This window comes from Vibrio rumoiensis 1S-45, assembly GCF_000286955.2.
Classification (GTDB): Bacteria; Pseudomonadota; Gammaproteobacteria; order Enterobacterales; family Vibrionaceae; genus Vibrio; species Vibrio rumoiensis_A.
Genome location: NZ_AJYK02000082.1, coordinates 130,744 through 148,188 on the forward strand (window position 1 = coordinate 130,744; position 17,445 = coordinate 148,188).

The 17,445-nt window shown below is 40.1% G+C and carries 15 protein-coding genes; 5 read left to right on the forward strand and 10 right to left on the reverse strand.

All coding sequences use genetic code 11. The features are described 5' to 3' along the window. Positions 1-15: 15 nt before the first annotated feature. On the reverse strand, positions 16-1,518 hold the full coding sequence (locus tag A1QC_RS11440) for a peptide MFS transporter (protein WP_017025954.1): 1,503 nt from the start codon (positions 1,516-1,518) through the stop codon (positions 16-18). 380 nt (positions 1,519-1,898) lie between these two features. Between A1QC_RS11440 and rfaH the strand changes: the two genes are divergently transcribed. Next, positions 1,899-2,390, forward strand: coding sequence for a transcription/translation regulatory transformer protein RfaH (rfaH, locus tag A1QC_RS11445; RefSeq protein ID WP_017025955.1), 492 nt, complete (start codon positions 1,899-1,901; stop codon positions 2,388-2,390). A gap of 222 nt (positions 2,391-2,612) precedes the next feature. Here the strand turns inward: rfaH and asnB are convergent, their stop codons facing one another. The 5 genes from asnB to nagB all read right to left on the reverse strand — a co-directional run bounded on the left by asnB (position 2,613) and on the right by nagB (position 9,385). After that, positions 2,613-4,277 carry an asparagine synthase B gene (asnB, locus tag A1QC_RS11450; protein WP_017025956.1) on the reverse strand — a complete coding sequence of 555 codons (1,665 nt, stop codon included), beginning with the start codon at positions 4,275-4,277 and terminating at the stop codon, positions 2,613-2,615. 206 nt (positions 4,278-4,483) lie between these two features. Further along, positions 4,484-6,106, reverse strand: a complete 1,623-nt coding sequence (locus tag A1QC_RS11455; RefSeq protein ID WP_017025957.1) for a cation:proton antiporter family protein — start codon at positions 6,104-6,106, stop codon at positions 4,484-4,486. 87 nt (positions 6,107-6,193) lie between these two features. Continuing rightward, positions 6,194-7,408, reverse strand: coding sequence for a DNA-binding transcriptional regulator NagC (gene nagC, locus A1QC_RS11460; protein ID WP_017025958.1), 1,215 nt, complete (start codon positions 7,406-7,408; stop codon positions 6,194-6,196). Position 7,409: 1 nt separating this feature from the next. After that, complete coding sequence (gene nagA / locus A1QC_RS11465) at positions 7,410-8,546, reverse strand: N-acetylglucosamine-6-phosphate deacetylase (protein ID WP_017025959.1); 1,137 nt, start codon at positions 8,544-8,546, stop codon at positions 7,410-7,412. 38 nt (positions 8,547-8,584) lie between these two features. Beyond that, on the reverse strand, positions 8,585-9,385 hold the full coding sequence (gene nagB / locus A1QC_RS11470) for a glucosamine-6-phosphate deaminase (protein ID WP_017025960.1): 801 nt from the start codon (positions 9,383-9,385) through the stop codon (positions 8,585-8,587). 270 nt (positions 9,386-9,655) lie between these two features. On the opposite strand from nagB, the gene nagE reads away from it, so the two are divergent. Then, positions 9,656-11,218: an N-acetylglucosamine-specific PTS transporter subunit IIBC gene (gene nagE, locus A1QC_RS11475; RefSeq protein ID WP_039836641.1), complete on the forward strand. Its 1,563-nt coding sequence runs from the start codon at positions 9,656-9,658 to the stop codon at positions 11,216-11,218. Positions 11,219-11,416: 198 nt separating this feature from the next. Beyond that, entirely contained in the window at positions 11,417-13,081 is a 1,665-nt protein-coding gene (gene glnS / locus A1QC_RS11480; RefSeq protein WP_017025962.1) for a glutamine--tRNA ligase, read from the forward strand. Between the two features lie 97 nt (positions 13,082-13,178). On the opposite strand, the gene fur is transcribed toward glnS, so the two are convergent. The 4 genes from fur to A1QC_RS11500 all read right to left on the reverse strand — a co-directional run bounded on the left by fur (position 13,179) and on the right by A1QC_RS11500 (position 15,551). Then, a complete protein-coding gene (gene fur / locus A1QC_RS11485) occupies positions 13,179-13,628 on the reverse strand; it encodes a ferric iron uptake transcriptional regulator (protein WP_017025963.1) in 450 nt (149 codons plus the stop codon). A gap of 194 nt (positions 13,629-13,822) precedes the next feature. Further along, positions 13,823-14,350 (reverse strand): flavodoxin FldA, encoded by a 528-nt coding sequence (gene fldA / locus A1QC_RS11490; RefSeq protein WP_017025964.1) that lies wholly within the window; start codon positions 14,348-14,350, stop codon positions 13,823-13,825. A gap of 105 nt (positions 14,351-14,455) precedes the next feature. After that, positions 14,456-14,677 (reverse strand): DUF2788 domain-containing protein, encoded by a 222-nt coding sequence (locus A1QC_RS11495; RefSeq protein ID WP_017025965.1) that lies wholly within the window; start codon positions 14,675-14,677, stop codon positions 14,456-14,458. 94 nt (positions 14,678-14,771) lie between these two features. Further along, positions 14,772-15,551, reverse strand: a complete 780-nt coding sequence (locus tag A1QC_RS11500; protein ID WP_017025966.1) for an alpha/beta fold hydrolase — start codon at positions 15,549-15,551, stop codon at positions 14,772-14,774. A gap of 218 nt (positions 15,552-15,769) precedes the next feature. Here A1QC_RS11500 and A1QC_RS11505 point away from each other — a divergent pair, with 218 nt between their 5' ends. Beyond that, a complete protein-coding gene (locus A1QC_RS11505) occupies positions 15,770-16,423 on the forward strand; it encodes a c-type cytochrome (protein WP_017025967.1) in 654 nt (217 codons plus the stop codon). After that, positions 16,420-17,328 carry a c-type cytochrome gene (locus A1QC_RS11510; protein WP_017025968.1) on the forward strand — a complete coding sequence of 303 codons (909 nt, stop codon included), beginning with the start codon at positions 16,420-16,422 and terminating at the stop codon, positions 17,326-17,328. Before A1QC_RS11505 ends, A1QC_RS11510 begins: the two co-directional genes overlap by 4 nt. Positions 17,329-17,445: the final 117 nt, after the last annotated feature.

Sequence of the window (17,445 nt, forward strand, 5' to 3'; positions counted from 1 at the left end):
TTACTATATTAAAAATTACTTTTTGATGCTCTGATGCTGCCTATCTAAACGACGCATCAAAGGCAATACTGCCAGAGCTATGAAAGTACATAAAACAGCGGCAAGGCCGAGTTTATTGAATAAACTGGTATAGATAGGCAGAGTTTGTAGAGGGTCGGTCATGCCTTGTGGAATGCTCGCAAAGTTTGCCACCACACCGCCTAAATATTGAGAAATACCACAAGCGACATAATAAGCACCCATCATAAACCCACCCATACGCTCTGGAGCATAGCGAGCAATCATCGCAAGGCCTAAACCACTTACCAATAGTTCACCTAGTGAATAGGCGGCATAGCCAGCAATCATCACCCATGATGTCGTTTTACCGTTCACGGCAAAATTACCAGCAAAGCCGTAGATGAAAAAGCCCACCGCAACAACCGCAAAGCCTAAAGCAAACTTACCTGCAATCGAAAGATCTTTATTATTCTTCCCTGCTTTGGTGTAGATAAGTGCCAATATCGGGCTAAGGAGCATAATCCAAATTGGGTTTAATGCTTGGAATTGCCCTGGTGACCATGTCATCAGGTGCATGCCGAATACATTGAAATTCAGATCTACGTTACGCAATGCAAACAGCGCAAGGGATGTAGACATTTGTTGATAGAAAATAAAGAAGAAGACGGTTTGAATGATCAGAACAAGAGCCGCAATTAAACCTGCGCGTTCATGTTTTTCACTGCTGCGGATAAGGTGAATAAAGATACCCAGCACTACGAAACCTGCAACATAAACGAAGATACGCGCTAGTGTTTGGTATTCAAGGATTAAAGCAGAAATACCAACGGCAACAATAGAGCCTAACAGAACAAAGATAAGCTTTTGAACATCAACAGGTTTGTGATCAGGCTCAGATCCGTATTTACTTAACGCTTTACGCATAACAAAAAAGTTTGCCATACCCACTAATAAGCCGACACAACAAACTGCAAACGCCGCATGCCAACCAAAATGGTTACCATACTGTTGGTTGACGTAATCTTTAATCCATGGCGTGAGTAGCATAGAGAAGGTTGAACCGACATTCACTGCCATGTAATAAATGGTAAATGCGCTATCGATCTTAGAATCATCACCTTCATAAATTTTACGAACTAGGTTGCCTGCGTTTGGTTTGAATAAACCATTACCAACCACCACTACGCCTAATGCAGAAAATAGAACCCAAGTATTTTCTGATGGGATGGTCATAAGAGCATAGCCTAAAGCTAAGACCATAGAACCCAGCAGCATAGTCCGTTTTGTACCTAAGACTTTATCGCCAATCCAACCACCAATTGCAGGGGAAACATAAATTAAAGCGGCGCATGCACCCCATACGAGGTTGGCACGGCTATCTTCAAAACCGAGTCGTTCTATCATGAAATAGACGATTAAGGCTTGCATCCCGTAATAGCCAAAGCGTTCCCATAGCTCAATCAGTGACACCGTCATAAATGACTTCGTTTGTGACACTTGTGGTTGTTGTGTTGTCATATGATTTTCCAAATAATGAATGCTCGTTGCCAATGCTGTAAAGCTTGGTGATGGCATAGCGTCTGTATGTATAGGAAGCAGTTTGTCTGAATGCCAATAAGTAAAGAGGACACCTATCGCATAAGTTTTATTAATGCATCACATCACAGAATCTAATATTAGCATTATATATACAGCTCAAAATTTAAAACTACAATGATTTGGATCGTTACTTTTTACATCTCCTTACCGTTTGAGTGTTTAATAAGCTAAAAGTTTGATATACCTGATGAATTGTGTTTTATTTGTTAAATTTGTTGCGCTGGTGGTGGTGCTAATCTCGTTTTTAACTGATTGAAGATGATGGTAGGATGAATAAAATTTTTTAAGGGTAATACATCATGAAGTCTTGGTATCTACTTTATTGTAAGCGTGGCGAGCAACAAAGGGCAAAAATGCATTTAGAAAATCAATCGATTGAGTGTTATTACCCAGAAGTTGAAATAGAAAAAATGGTGAGGGGAAAAAGAAAACGAGTGTCTGAGGCGTTATTTCCGTCTTATATCTTTATTGGTTTAGATACTTCTATTGGCCCAAGCTTTACAACGATTCGCTCTACACGTGGGGTGATGGATTTTGTACGTTTTGGAGGTCAGCCTCATCAAGTGTCAGAGAGTTTAATTACGCAATTAAAAGAGTGCGAATTGGGCGAGCAAGATTGCAGTCAATTACCACAGCCGGGTCAATCTATTCAGATAAAATCAGGGCAATTTTCTGGCTTTGAAGCGATATATCAAGAGCCTGATGGTGAAAAGCGTTCTATTTTATTGATTACCATGATCAATCAACAAGTCACGATCAAGGTAGACAATACTGATGTTGAATGGAAATAGTCTATATCCTTCTTACTTGAAGTTGCAGCTTTGTTGACAGCGTTCATCCGCCTCAATGTAACGTCAATTACTTTGGGTATATAGCGAAGTAGCTTCAAGGTGCAAAACTTCGAATTCTCTGATGTATTTAGACATAAAAATAACCCCCAATGTTGGTGTTCAACTATTGGGGGTCAGTTCAAAAAGTACTAGAAGGCTTTAATATTAATGTATTTGAATCAATTAATAAGCGTCGTTATGGACAGACTTAATTGCGCGACCTGATGGATCGGCGTTGTTCTTGAAAGATTCATCCCACTCAATGGCCGTTGCAGAAGAACAAGCAACTGATGGGCCACCAGGAACACATTGTGCTGCTGATTCTAATGGGAATAGTTCAGCAAAAATTTCACGATACACGTAGCCTTCTTTTGTGGTTGGCGTGTTGTATGGGAATTTAAATGCTGCTGTTTCTAGTTGTTGAGCGGTAACTTTTTGCTCTGCTTGCTCTTTTAGTGAATCAATCCAGTTGTAGCCTACGCCATCAGAGAATTGTTCTTTTTGACGCCATGCGATTGACTCTGGAAGGTAATGTTCAAAACACTCACGTAGGACGTGTTTTTCCATTTTACCGTTGCCACACATTTTATCTGCTGGGTTTAAACGCATTGCAACATCAATGAATTCTTTATCGAGGAAAGGTACACGACCTTCAACGCCCCAAGCGGCTAATGATTTGTTGGCACGAGCGCAATCGAACATGTTAAGAGCCAGAAGTTTACGAACGGTTTCTTCATGGAATTCTTTTGCGTTAGGTGCTTTGTGGAAGTATAAGTAACCACCAAAGATTTCATCTGCACCTTCACCAGATAACACCATTTTAATGCCCATCGCTTTGATCTTACGAGCAAGCAAGAACATAGGGGTAGAAGCTCGAATCGTTGTAACATCATAAGTTTCAATATGGTAGATAACATCACGAATGGCATCTAAGCCTTCTTGAACGGTATACGTCATTTCGTGGTGTACTGTGCCTAATTTATCCGCCACTGAGCGTGCTGCAACTAAATCTGGTGCACCTTCAAGACCGATTGCAAAAGAGTGCAGTTGAGGCCACCATGCTTGGGATTGTTCGTCATCTTCAATTCGCATTGCGGCAAAACGTTTTGCAACCGCAGAGGTAATTGAGGAATCTAAACCACCAGAAAGCAATACGCCGTATGGAACGTCAGTCATTAATTGGCGCTTAACCGCATCTTCAAGTGCTTTGGTCAGATCTTCTTTGCTGGTTAAGTTACCTTGAACGGCCGCGTACTCCATCCAATCACGTTGGTAATAACGAACAGGTTCTGCGTCATCTGAGCCATAGTAGCTACCTGGAGGGAATTCACTGATGGTTTTACAAACAGGCACTAGTGCTTTCATTTCTGAAGCCACGTAGTAGTTACCATGCTCATCATAACCTTGATATAGAGGAATAATACCAATGTGGTCACGGCCAACTAAGTACTTGTCCTTCTCAGCATCATAAAGAACGAATGCAAAAATACCGTTGAGTTCTTCTAATAGCTCTTCACCAAGTTCTTGGTATAGGGCAAGAATCACTTCGCAGTCTGAATCAGTTTGGAAGTTGAATTTGTCTGCGTATTTTGCACGAATTTCTTTATGGTTATAAATTTCGCCATTAACCGCGAGGATGTGTTTTTTATCTTCGCTATACAGAGGTTGTGCACCACTGTTTAAACCAACAATGGATAAACGTTCATGCGCCAGAATTGCGCTATCTGATGCATAAATGCCTGACCAATCAGGACCACGGTGACGAAGTTTTTTCGACATTTCCAGTGCAATAGGGCGCAGTGCCGCTGGATCTGATTTGATGTCTAAAATGCCAAATATTGAACACATACTCTTTCCTTAAAATCCGTTTTGAAATTATTATATTTTCGTTGCTTTCAATTTGCCATCATCAACAAAAAAAGCAACCGATCATTGTGAAAAAAATCATTAAAATGGTTATGATGTAAATTATATTTAATATAATCCGCAATTTGATTGATCGGATCTATTTTTAGTTACTTTTTGTCCATATTTGGGCTTGACGGAATTCCCCTTCAAGTTAAATCATGGCCTTTATCCCAGTTTCCTGATTGCATTGGTTTAAATTGTGGGCTCAGCTTTTCACATACATGACGGGCAAAACCTGCACCGGCTTCATTGTAAATATTGAATGCCGCATCGACACCGTTCTCTGTCATCTCATTGACTTGGTCGGAATACTCCGCAATGGCTGCAATTTTTCCTTGGTAGCGACGAGCTTTGAGTTGTTCGATCGCGGCTTGGTTACCTTTATGATGTGGCATGGCCAACATAACGAGCTTTACATTTGCAATGTCTAAAATACGTTCCCAAAAATCGGAGTCGGTTGCATCACCTTGAATGACATTGCGTCCGCTTTGACGGTGATGGTTAACGGCTTCTTCACGCGTTTCGACACCAAGACTGATTTTTCCGTAGCGTGAACGGATTTCATCATAAGCTCCTGTACCAATCCTACCCATGCCAAGTATCAGCACTTGAGCATTACCAGGGTTAATGCTTTTATCACGCAGGTGGAGCTTCTCATCAGCACGTTCTCTCAACCACGGTGAGGTATAACGGTAAATTTTATGACTCATATTATTAATCGGAGCGGCGATGATAAAAGAAAGCGATACGGCTAAAGCGATCGCTACCATCATCTCGCCTGGAAGCCAACCGAGCTTGTAAGCTAAACCCGATACAATTAAGCCAAACTCACTGTAATTAAGTAAAGTTAATGAGGCGAGTAATGATGTGCGTACTCTAAACTTGAATAAATTAATCACACCAAAGTAAAGAAGCCCTTTTATTGGCAGCAATAAAATCAGCAGCCCAGCTAAGATTAATCCATCAAACGTAGGTGCATCGGATAAACCAATATTCAAGAAGAAGCACACCAAGAAAAGCTCTTTGATATTGAATAGGGCTTTAGAGAGTTCTGATGATTTATAATGACCAGCTAATAGCATTCCGAGAATTAAAGCGCCTAAATCTGCTTTCATTCCCACAGCAGTAAATAGCCCTGCACCCATAACCAGAGCCATGAATATGCCATACAGTACCAACATTTCACCGTGGCCGCATTTGTCTAATACTTTATAAAATAAAGGACGCAGGAAGGGTAAAGCAAACAGGGCAATGGCATACCACTCTGGAATCTTCCCTGTGGAAATGGTAAGGAATAATACGGCAAAGATATCTTGCATAACCAAAATGCCAATGGAAATAGTGGCAAAGGTTGAATTCATGTTGCCTTTTTCTTCTAAGCTTTTAATGGCGAATACGGTACTTGAAAACGAGAGAACAAAAGCAAGCAGTAGTAATTGAAGTGTATCAATATCGGTGAATAATGAAATGCCAATGGTTTTAAGCCCGAGTAAAGCTAAGGTGAAAAAGAGGGTGGAAAACACGTTATGTAATGTTGCGCTGGCCCATATCTCTTTCGCCAAAAGTGTTTTAACATCCAATTTCAGACCAATGGTAAAGAGTAAAAGAGTCACGCCTAAATCGGATAAAGTCGAAATAGTTTCGTTGCTTTGAAAACCAAAATGTTGCAATCCAAATCCGGCTATTAAGAAACCAACGAGTGGAGGAAGGTTGAGTTTTAATGCAATGAAACCTGATACAAAAGCAGCGATGATTAAAAATATATCCATGGTGATGCATTCCGGAAAAAGGGTTGAAATTAAAAAAGCGGATATACCGAAAAGATATATCCGCTTGGGATCATAGAGTTAAATGGCTTAATCTTCTAATAGTTTTTGTAATAACACACCATTTAACATGGCGCGCTTAATCATCGCAAAGGCACCAATAGTGGGTTTTGTGTATAGCTGAGACTCAACAATAGGAAGATTTTTATGAAAAGCCGCCAATGAATGGTTTTGAATATTTCGTTGAATCGCGTGGAAAATAATCTCTTTCGATTTGACAATTTCACCGGCAATGATGATTTTTTGTGGGTTAAATAAGTTCACCGTCATAGCAATAGCTTTGCCTAGATGATTTCCCACACGCGTTAATGATTGAACAGCAAGTTCATCACCTTGATTGGCATGTTCACAAATAGCCGACATGGTGAGCGGCTCCACTTGCGCTAAGCTAGATGGGTAGCCTTGCTCTAAGCGTTGTGCAATATGGGCAATAATAGCAGGGTTAGCTGCGACGGTTTCAAGGCAGCCAAAGTTACCACACTGGCAGCGATCGCCTAGAGGTTCAATTTGTATATGTCCGATCTCACCGACGTTTCGGTTAGAGCCTAAGAATACTTGACCATTAACTATGATACCTGCACCTGCACCACGATAAACACTGACTAAGATCGAATCTTGGCAGTCACGGCTGGCGCCAAAGTAGTGCTCTGCTAAAGCCAAACCACGGATGTCGTTACCAACAAAAGCTTCAACAGAAAAGGTTTCACGCAATAAATTACCGAGAGATAAATTATCAATTTCGGTATGAGGCATATATTCTACGACACCCGTTTCTGGGTTAACCAGACCTGGCAGCGTAACGCCAATGGCGATAAGTTGATCGATTAAGTTCTTATTTTGATTAATAAACGCTTTGGTATGCAAAACAAGCCCATCAAGTAGGTCTTGCTGTTTATCGTATCGAAATGGGGAGTGGTGGTTCGCAAGCTCATGCCCACTGAGATCATATAAACTAAATTGGATGTAATCTCGACCGAGTCTAATTGCGACGGAGTGAAATGGTCCGGTTTCAGTGGTCAAAGAAATAGCACGTCGACCACCGGTTGAGGCTTGTTGTGCTACTTCTTTAATTAATCCTCGCTCTAAAAGTTGGCGAGTAATTTTTGTGACACTGGCGGGAGCAAGTTGGCTTACATCGGCAACTTGGATCCTTGAAATTGGACCTTGTTGATCGATTAAACGATATACAGCTGCGCTATTCAGCTGTTTTACTAAATCTACATTACCAATTTGTCCGCCATTCATTTTATGTCTGCTCGTATTGTCCGTTAACAACCGTCGCTTTTACATTGAAGTCACGATCAAATACGGTTAGGTTTGCCACCATACCTGATTTAATTTCGCCTAGCTGTTTATCAACTCCGATTGCTCGGGCTGGATATAACGTTGCCATACGTAGTGCTTCGTCTAAAGCGATCCCTACATGTTCCACCGTATTTTGTACGGCTTCAATCATGGTTAAAGCTGAACCACCAAGTGTGCCGTTTTCATCGATACACTTACCATCTCGGTAATATACTTTCTTACCAACAAAAATAAAGTGATCCATATCTGCACCTGCTGGCGCTGTGGCATCTGTCACTAACACAAGTTTGTCGCCTTTAACTTTATGGGCGATACGAATGTTTGCGTAATCAACATGGAAACCATCAGCGATGATACCAGCATAAACTTCTGGAGTGTCATATATTGCACCAACAACGCCAGGCTCACGACCTACCATTGGTGTCATCGCATTAAATAGATGCGTTGCAAAGCTAATTCCATCTGCAAAACTTTTACGAGCTTCGGCGTACGTTGCATTAGTATGACCAATGGACACAACAATTCCAGCTTCAGTAAGGCGCTGAATATGCTCAGCTTTGTTTTGTTCAGGCGCTAATGTGACTTTTGCGATGACATCGTGGTTATCACACATGGTCTGAATCATATCATCATCTGATTTTCTAATAAAATCAGGGCGGTGAATACCTTTTTTTAACACATTCAGGTATGGGCCTTCTAGGTGTAAACCTAATGATTGATTTTTGTACTTCTGCTGGTATTCACGACCTGCTTTGATAGCTTGCTGCATATCTTCATTGGAAGACGTGATTAAAGTCGGAGTGAAGCTAGTACAACCCGACTTTAAATTCGCTTTGTGCATGATTTGCATGGTGTCTGCTGTGATTTCATCATTCAGCATCACACCACCACAACCATTGAGCTGCAAGTCAATGAAACCTGGGCTTAATATTGCACCATTCAGATCTTTAGTTTCAACATTCTTAGGTAAGTCTTCAATTTTGATGACAGACTTGATTTTGCCAGCTTCAACCACGACTGCGTGCTCTGTAAGTACGTCATGACCTGTGTAGATTTTAGCATTAATCAGAGCATACATAGATAACACCCTATTTATTTGAAAATTATTAATATTATTTAAAGGTTCTTGATATTTTCAGCTTCTAACTCACGAAAGTACTTAACTGTTTTCACTTTAAGCTCTTGAGTTGATGGCTCATCACATACAATGACAGATTTTGCATGCAGTTGAAGTGCTGAAACGGTCCATAAATGGTTCACTGAGCCTTCAACGGCAGCTTGTAATGCCTGTGCCTTATTGTGGCCAGTGATTAAAATCATCACTTCTTCTGAATCTAGCAGTGTACCCACACCAATCGTTAGTGCGTATTTTGGTACTTGGCTAATATCGCCATTAAAAAAACGTGAGTTAGCGATACGAGTATCTTCTGTTAACGTTTTGATTCGCGTACGGGATGATAAAGATGAAGCAGGTTCATTGAAAGCAATATGGCCATCGTTACCGACACCACCCATGAAAAGGTTGATGCGGCCATAAGACTTAATTTTATCTTCATAACGCTTGCATTCTGCTTCATGATCATCAGTATTACCGTTAAGTAAGTTGATGTTTTTTTCTTGAATATCAACATGTTTGAAGAAGTTTTCATGCATGAACGAACGGTATGATTCAGGATGTTCAGCGTCTAAGCCTACATATTCATCCATATTGAAAGTGACAACGTTCTTAAAACTTACTTCACCAGATTTATGAAGATTGATGAGCTGTTTGTATGTGTTCAATGGAGTGCCACCAGTCGGCAAGCCTAATACAAAAGGGCGATCTTCAGTTGGGTTAAACTTGTTGATTTTATTAACAATATGACGAGCAGACCAAAGGCCAACTTCATTTGCATTATTTAGTGGTATTAATCTCACAGTGCACCTCTACTGAACATAAACTAAAATTATAAGGTTGGTCATTTCATTATTTTGTATAATAAAATAAGTTTGGGAAACTATCTAGTGTAAATAAGATAAATTGTTCACAACTATTGAGCAAACCAATAAATAACTCTTGATTAAGATCACAAATGTCAGGGTTTTAATTTGCGGACTAAAATTAATTAAATAGACTGTCGCTGTACTAAATTTTTCATTAAAAATAAGTAGTGCGATTCATACCAAATCCTATAGGGGGGAATTACGGTGAATATACTTGGATATGCGCAAAGACTAGGTAAAGCATTAATGCTGCCTATTGCAACTCTACCTGTTGCGGCGCTTTTATTACGCTTGGGTCAGCCAGACCTACTCGATATTGCATTTATGGCTTCAGCTGGTAATGCAATTTTTAGCCAATTACCTCTGCTATTTGGTTTAGGTATTGCAATTGGTTTATCTAAAGATGGTGCCGGTGCTGCCGGTCTTGCTGGTGCAGTTGCATACTTTGTACTGACTGCTACTGCAAAAAATATTAATGCTGAAATTAACATGTCATTCTTCGGTGGTATCTTTGCAGGTATCATTGCAGGCCACTGTTACAACGCCTTTTATGCAACTCGCCTACCTGAGTGGCTTGCATTCTTCTCTGGCCGTCGCTTAGTTCCAATTATGGCGGGTTTAGTCGCTTTAGTTGCGGGTGCTATTTTCGGTGTGGTTTGGCCTGCGGTTCAGCATGGTCTTGACACGCTTGCTCATGCGATTTCGACGTCTGGTGCAGTTGGACAATTCATCTACGGTACATTGAACCGTGCTCTAATACCTGTTGGCCTTCACCATGTTCTTAACTCTTACTTCTGGTTTGGTATGGGTTCTTGTCAAGAAATCATGGTAAGTGGTGCTGGCGCATTTGCTAACATTCACCAATTATGTGTTGATCCAACGGTTGCCAAAACATTAGTGGTTGGTCAAGAGCATACGTTTAACTTTGCCAATGCCGTTAATCCACAAATTACTGTTGTGGTTGATAGCGTAAGTGACGTGATTAAAACAGGTGATTTGAACCGTTACTTTGGTGGCGATAAATCGGCGGGCGTATTCATGAATGGTTTCTTCCCAATCATGATGTTTGGTCTTCCTGCTGGTGCATTTGCTATGTATCTTGCTGCGCCTTCAGAGCGTCGTAGCCAAGTTGCTGGCGCATTATTCTCAGTTGCTTTCTGTTCTTTCCTAACGGGTATTACAGAACCACTTGAATTTATGTTCATGTTCCTAGCGCCTGGCTTGTATGCTGTACATGCTGTGTTCACTGGTTTATCTCTAGTGGTTGCTAATATGTTTGGTACATTGCATGGTTTCGGTTTCTCTGCAGGTCTTATTGACTTTGTATTGAACTGGGGCTTGGCAACGAAACCTGTGACGCTACTTATTATTGGCTTATGTTTTGGTGCTCTATACTTCTTCACATTCAGCTTCTTAATCCGTGCTTTCAACATGAAAACTCCGGGTCGTGAAGATGAAGAAGTAGCACCAACAAGTGCAGCTAAAACGGATAAAGAAAGTGGTGATGTTGCACGTCAATACTTGAAAGCACTTGGTGGTCATGACAACGTGACAACGATTGATGCTTGTATTACTCGTCTACGTTTAACATTGAAAGATCGTTCAATCGTAGATGAAGCGGTACTAAAACGTTTAGGTGCGAAAGGTGTTGTTAAGCTAGGTGAAAATAACCTTCAAGTTATCCTTGGCCCACTCGCCGAAATTGTTGCTGGTGAAATGAAAGAAGTTCCAGCTTCAGATGATTTATCTGATGTGACACTTCCTTAGTACTCACCAAGATAAACTTCTTAAAAAGCCTCGATTTTCGAGGCTTTTTTTATGTGAAGACGCTTATTTTTAGTTGTTTGATTGAGTTTTTGTTCAATTGGTAAAGAAAATAGCGGTTATTGTTGTGTATCAGGCTAGAATTGTGGATCATTAGTCCCAATTAATTAAGACTCTTTTATTTTTACTGAGGTACTGTCGATGAGTGAAGCTGAGGCTCGTCCATCTAATTTTATCCGTCAAATTATTGACAAGGATTTAGCTGATGGCAAACATACCGGGATCCATACTCGTTTCCCACCTGAACCAAATGGCTACTTACATATTGGCCATGCTAAATCTATCTGCTTAAACTTTGGTTTAGCTCAAGATTATCAGGGTCAGTGTAACCTTCGTTTTGATGATACCAACCCTGCGAAAGAAGATATTGAATACGTAGAATCAATCAAAGAAGATGTGAATTGGTTAGGCTTTAAATGGGATGGTGATATTTGCTATTCTTCTAATTATTTTGATGCTTTGTATGGTTATGCGGTTGAGCTTATTGAAAAAGGTTTGGCTTATGTTGATGAGCTAACTCCAGATGAAATTCGTGAATATCGTGGTTCGTTAAAAGAGCCTGGAAAAAACAGCCCATATCGTGACCGTTCAGTAGAAGAAAACTTAGCACTATTTGAAAAGATGCGTGCTGGTGGCTTCGAAGAAGGTAAAGCGTGCTTACGTGCCAAGATTGACATGGCGTCGTCATTTATCGTGATGCGTGATCCTGTTATTTATCGTGTGCGTTTTATTGAGCATCATCAAACGGGTAATCAGTGGTGCATCTATCCGATGTACGATTTTACCCATTGTATTTCTGATGCATTGGAAGGTATCACCCATTCATTGTGCACTTTAGAGTTCCAAGATAACCGCCGTCTGTATGATTGGGTTCTTGAGAATATTACGATTGATTGCCAACCACATCAGTATGAATTTAGTCGCTTAAACTTAGAATATACTGTGATGTCTAAGCGTAAGTTGAATCAATTAGTGACAGAGAAGCTAGTCAATGGTTGGGATGATCCTCGTATGCCAACGATTTCTGGTTTGCGTCGTCGTGGTTTTACACCGGGCTCAATTCGCGAGTTTTGCTCTCGTATCGGTGTGACTAAGCAAGAAAATATGATTGAATTTGGCTCACTAGAAGCTTGTATTCGTGAAGATCTGAATGAAAATGCACCTCGTGCAATGGCGGTTCTAGATCCAGTTAAAGTTATTATCGAGAACGTCGAAAATGACGAGACTTTAACGATTGCAAATCATCCAAATAAACCTGAAATGGGTAGCCGTGAAGTGCCATTCACGCGTGAGATTTTTATCGAGGCGGATGATTTCCGTGAAGAAGCCAACAAGAAATACAAACGTTTAGTCTTAGGTAAAGAAGTGCGCTTACGTGGCGCATACGTGATTCAAGCTAATCGCATTGAAAAAGATAGTGATGGTAATATTACCACGATTTTCTGCTCTTATGATCCTGAGACGTTAGGTAAGAACCCAGCCGATGGCCGTAAAGTAAAAGGGGTAATTCACTGGGTATCGGCAACGAAAGGTATCACGGCTGATATTCGTTTATACGACCGTTTATTTACGGTGCCAAATCCAGGTGCAGCAGATGATTTTGCTGCCACCATTAACCCAGATTCGCTTGTGGTGAAGAAAGGTGTTGTTGAACCAAGTCTTGTTGATGCTGAAGCAGGTGCTGGTATTCAATTTGAACGTACTGGCTATTTCTGCATTGATGCAAAGGATTCTTCTAAAGAAAATTTAGTATTTAACCGTACTGTTGGCTTAAGAGATACTTGGGCGAAGATTGACGATCAGTAATCGCTTCATTTAATTGATATAAATAAAAACGCACCTTTCAAATTGAAGGTGCGTTTTTTGTTACATCAAATTTTATCTTTATGAATAAACCGTGATGTTACTTGTTTGTTTTATGGACATTAGAATCTGTTTTACAATTGCCTTCTGCACAGCGTCCGTATAAATACAGGCTGTGGTTAGTGAGTTCGACATTGTAAAGTTTAGCGATTTCTTTTTGGCGATCTTCAATCAGGTCATCTGAAAATTCGATCACTTCCCCACAATCTAAACACACTAGGTGATCATGATGATGCTGAGTGGATAATTCAAAAACCGATTTACCACCTTCAAAATGATGGCGTGTCACAATCCCAGCATCATCGAATTGGTTTAATACGCGGTAAACGGTTGCAAGGCCAATTTCTTCACCAAGGTCAATCAGCTTCTTATATAAATCTTCAGCACTGATATGTTGGCAGTCAGGTTTTTGTAGCACCTCTAAGATCTTTAATCGAGGTAGAGTTACTTTAAGGCCTGCTTCCTTTAGAGCTTGGTTGTTATCTGGCATTATACTTTCCTGTGAGGTTCTGTACTAAACAGAAGACATGAGTACATCAAGTTGGTATGAACTATAAGAACAACGCTATTGTGTATTTCATTTCATTATATGTTGTTAAAATGTATCTAAAATGACTATAGCATTAGAGTGATGATAAAAAAACACCTCATATAGGAGGTGTTTACTCCATGAGTGCTCTATGACTAGTCAGCAAGCTCAGCTAGACACATTTCATCATAAATTTGTTTTGACCACGTTTTCACTCGAGTATCGGTTAATTCTGGTTGGCGATCTTCATCCACACACAAACCGATGAAGTTATCATCGTCAACAAGCGCTTTAGAGGCTTCAAACTCATAACCTTCTGTTGGCCAGTAACCGATAATCGTGCCGCCTTTTGCTTCAACGATATCGCGTACTGTACCCATCGCATCGCAGAAATATTCAGCGTAATCTTCTTGATCGCCACAGCCAAAAATCGCAACTAATTTTGTTGAAAAGTCGATAGCTTCAAGTTCTGGGAAAAAGTCATCCCAATCGCATTGAGATTCACCATAGTACCAAGTCGGGATACCGAGTAATAATAGATCGAAATTATCAATGTCTTCTTTGCTGCTTTTAGCAATGTCTTGAACATGGACAAGTTGTTTGCCAAGTTCTTTTTGAATCATTTTAGCAACTGCTTCAGTATTACCTGTGTCACTACCAAAGAAGAGTCCTACACTTGCCATAGAAATATTACCTATTTATCTATTACCGGGCCTATGCCGATATCAATCAATTAAATGTGAATTTTATAAAGGGATGCAATCTACACATCCATTTGCAATGGAATGTTAACCGAAACCAGAGCCTTCCCAACTAAGTTGAATAAGCCCTTTAGCAACAAAACCAGCACAACCTAAAAATAATACAAGCCATACAATGCGACGGCCAAAAACAGGGACATTCCCTTGTTTTAACACATCTTTAATGGCTAACCCTATTAAGAGAAATAGGGATGCAAAAAAGAGATCCAAGCCAAGTGACTCAATGGTATTGATGTGTTCGTAAAGCATGCTGATTGTCACCATCGTTTTTTATGTTTCGACTATAGCATTATTCCGGTTGAAAGTTAATGAGTTGCCGTTCATCAAAAGTATTAAATGTGAATTATTTCGTTAAAAACCGGCGAATTGATCTCAATACTTCGGCAGGTTTTTCGGCATGGAGCCAATGCCCTGTATTTGCAATTATGTGCGCTTTACTATTGGGGAATTGGGCAATGATTTGTGTTTGATAATCAGCGATTAAATAATCCGAATTCTCCCCTTTTAGAAATAGAGTTGGTTTAGTAAATGCTGGAATATTTTTCCAATCTTGAATGTGGTGGTAATTATCTTGTATGTCGGTGACATTAAATCGCCATTGCATAGAACCATCTTTAGAATGTAATGATTTGGATAAAAATTGACGCACACCTTCTATTTCTACATGTTGGGCTAAACAAGCCAATGCGGCTTTACGGTCGGTAGGCTTTTCTAGTATGACAGCATTTAGTCCTGCAAAAACATTATCATGACGGCTTTGTTGGTAAGCGACAGGCGCCATGTCTAAAACAATTAATTTAGATACTTTTTCTGGAGCCATGTCAGCAAGTGCCATGGCAGCCTTCCCACCCATAGAGTGCCCAATAACGATAGTGGATTCTATTTTTAGGATCTGTAATAAATGATCAAGATCAGAGGCCATGGTCTGATAATTCATCTCATTATGATGAAATGATTTTCCATGGTTTCGTAAATCGACGCTTATCACTGAAAAGTCGTTTATTAAATCACGAGCCAGTAACCCTAAATTGTCTAAGCTACCAAATAACCCATGGATTAATAAAAGGTAAGGGCCATCACCTTGGATTTTGTAGTTCAATAGAGGTGGGGGATTAACTGTCATAATAACCTTAGTGAGAAAGATGTAAGGATGATGTCCGCATATTAATACAATCTATTATTAAATGTCATGTGGTGTCTCTAAAGAATGATTTAGAGACTTGCACTGAAAAATTGCACAAATTTATGCCAATAATTCGCTTTTATTGTAAGGATAATATTAAAGAATATGCTTATAATATTATTAATTTACAAATGAATAATAGAATAATAGGAAGTAGCATGCGAAAACGACTGATAATGGGAGCGCTCATTTTGTTTCCAATGATTAGCGTGGCAGAAAGCTTACCCCAACAAAAAGAAGGGATAGTGGAGTTTTGCTCAACATGTCATGGAGTGAATGGCGTTTCGACATTAGATCACATACCCAATTTATGGGGACAATCTGATGAATATTTACGTGAACAAATAGAAAATTTTCGTAGTACAAAACGCCACACCACTTTTATGGATGCGTTCATTTATCAAATATCAGATGAGCAAGTAGATGAAATTGTAAAACATTATTCAAGCGTGCCTAATGCTTTAAACTTCAAGTTGCAATGGCGTGGTGATAAATGGCCGGGTGATATGGAACCGGGTGAAAAACTTGCGTATGTTGGAAAAATGGAAGCAAATGTTCCTTCTTGTGTGAGTTGTCATGGACCAAATGGGGTTGGCGTTAAACCAGGTATTCCAAGACTTGGTGGACAAAATGCTGCTTATCTAGTCAATCAAATGAAGTCTTGGAAAAATGACACTCGACCTGCCGGAGCAATGGCTATCATGGGGCCAATAGCAAAAGGGTTAACCGATGAAGAAATTGCAGAGGTAGCACAATACTTTGCAAAACAAGGCACAGCTAGTGCTGACAAAAAAGCAGAGGTGAAAAAATGAAATACCTTTTATTAATGCTTTCCATCGTCAGTACCGTGTCTTGGGCAGAAGGATATAAAGATCTAGGCTCTGTCGAGCCAGGAAAAGCTTTACCACAAGGTGAAGAATACCATCAAGCACCAGATTGGAATGCTTTACCAGAAGCGCATTTTGCGGAAGCAGTAAAGCGCGGTTATTCGATTTTTATGAACAGCCAACAAGAGAAAGAATCCGGTGCGGTTGGTAATGGATTAAATTGTACGAACTGTCATTTGTATGGTGGGCAGGTTGCGAACTCCGCTCCGCTTTGGGCTGCTTATGTTTCTTATCCTGCTTATCGAGGTAAAAACAAGAAAGTAAACAGCTACGAAGATAGGCTACAAGGGTGTTTTAATTATTCAATGAACGGCACTCCTCCAGAAGCGATTAGCCAAACAATTCGTGATTTAACTGCTTATTCTTATTGGCTAGCAACGGATGTGAAAGTAAATTCTAAGCTTCCGGGGCGCGGTTTTCCAAAGCTAAAAGAACCGACATTACCAGCTGACTTTGCTCGTGGTGAAGAAGTGTATCAATCACAGTGTGCTTTTTGTCATGGTGATAATGGTGAAGGTCGCAAAGTTGAAAACCGTTATGTATTCCCTCCTTTATGGGGTAAAGACAGTTATAACTGGGGTGCAGGTATGCATAAAATTGATGGCGCAGCGAATTTCATCAAAGCCAATATGCCATTAAGTAAAGGCAACAGCTTAACTGATCAAGAAGCGTGGGATGTGTCTATGTTTATTAATAGTCATGAGCGCCCTCAAGATCCGAGGATGACAAAATCAGTGGCTGAGACAACGAAAGCCTACCATGGCGGTACATCTCAATATGGTAAACCATCACCAGTAGATAAGCATATTTTAGGTACAAAAGCCTATTAAACAAAGTTGAATAAGCAAAATGAAAGAGGCCTGATGTTATTCAGGCCTCTTTTTTATCTCTTTTTCGTGGTATGTAAGTTTAATTGGCATAGAGTATCGAGCCAGTTAAGGGTATAA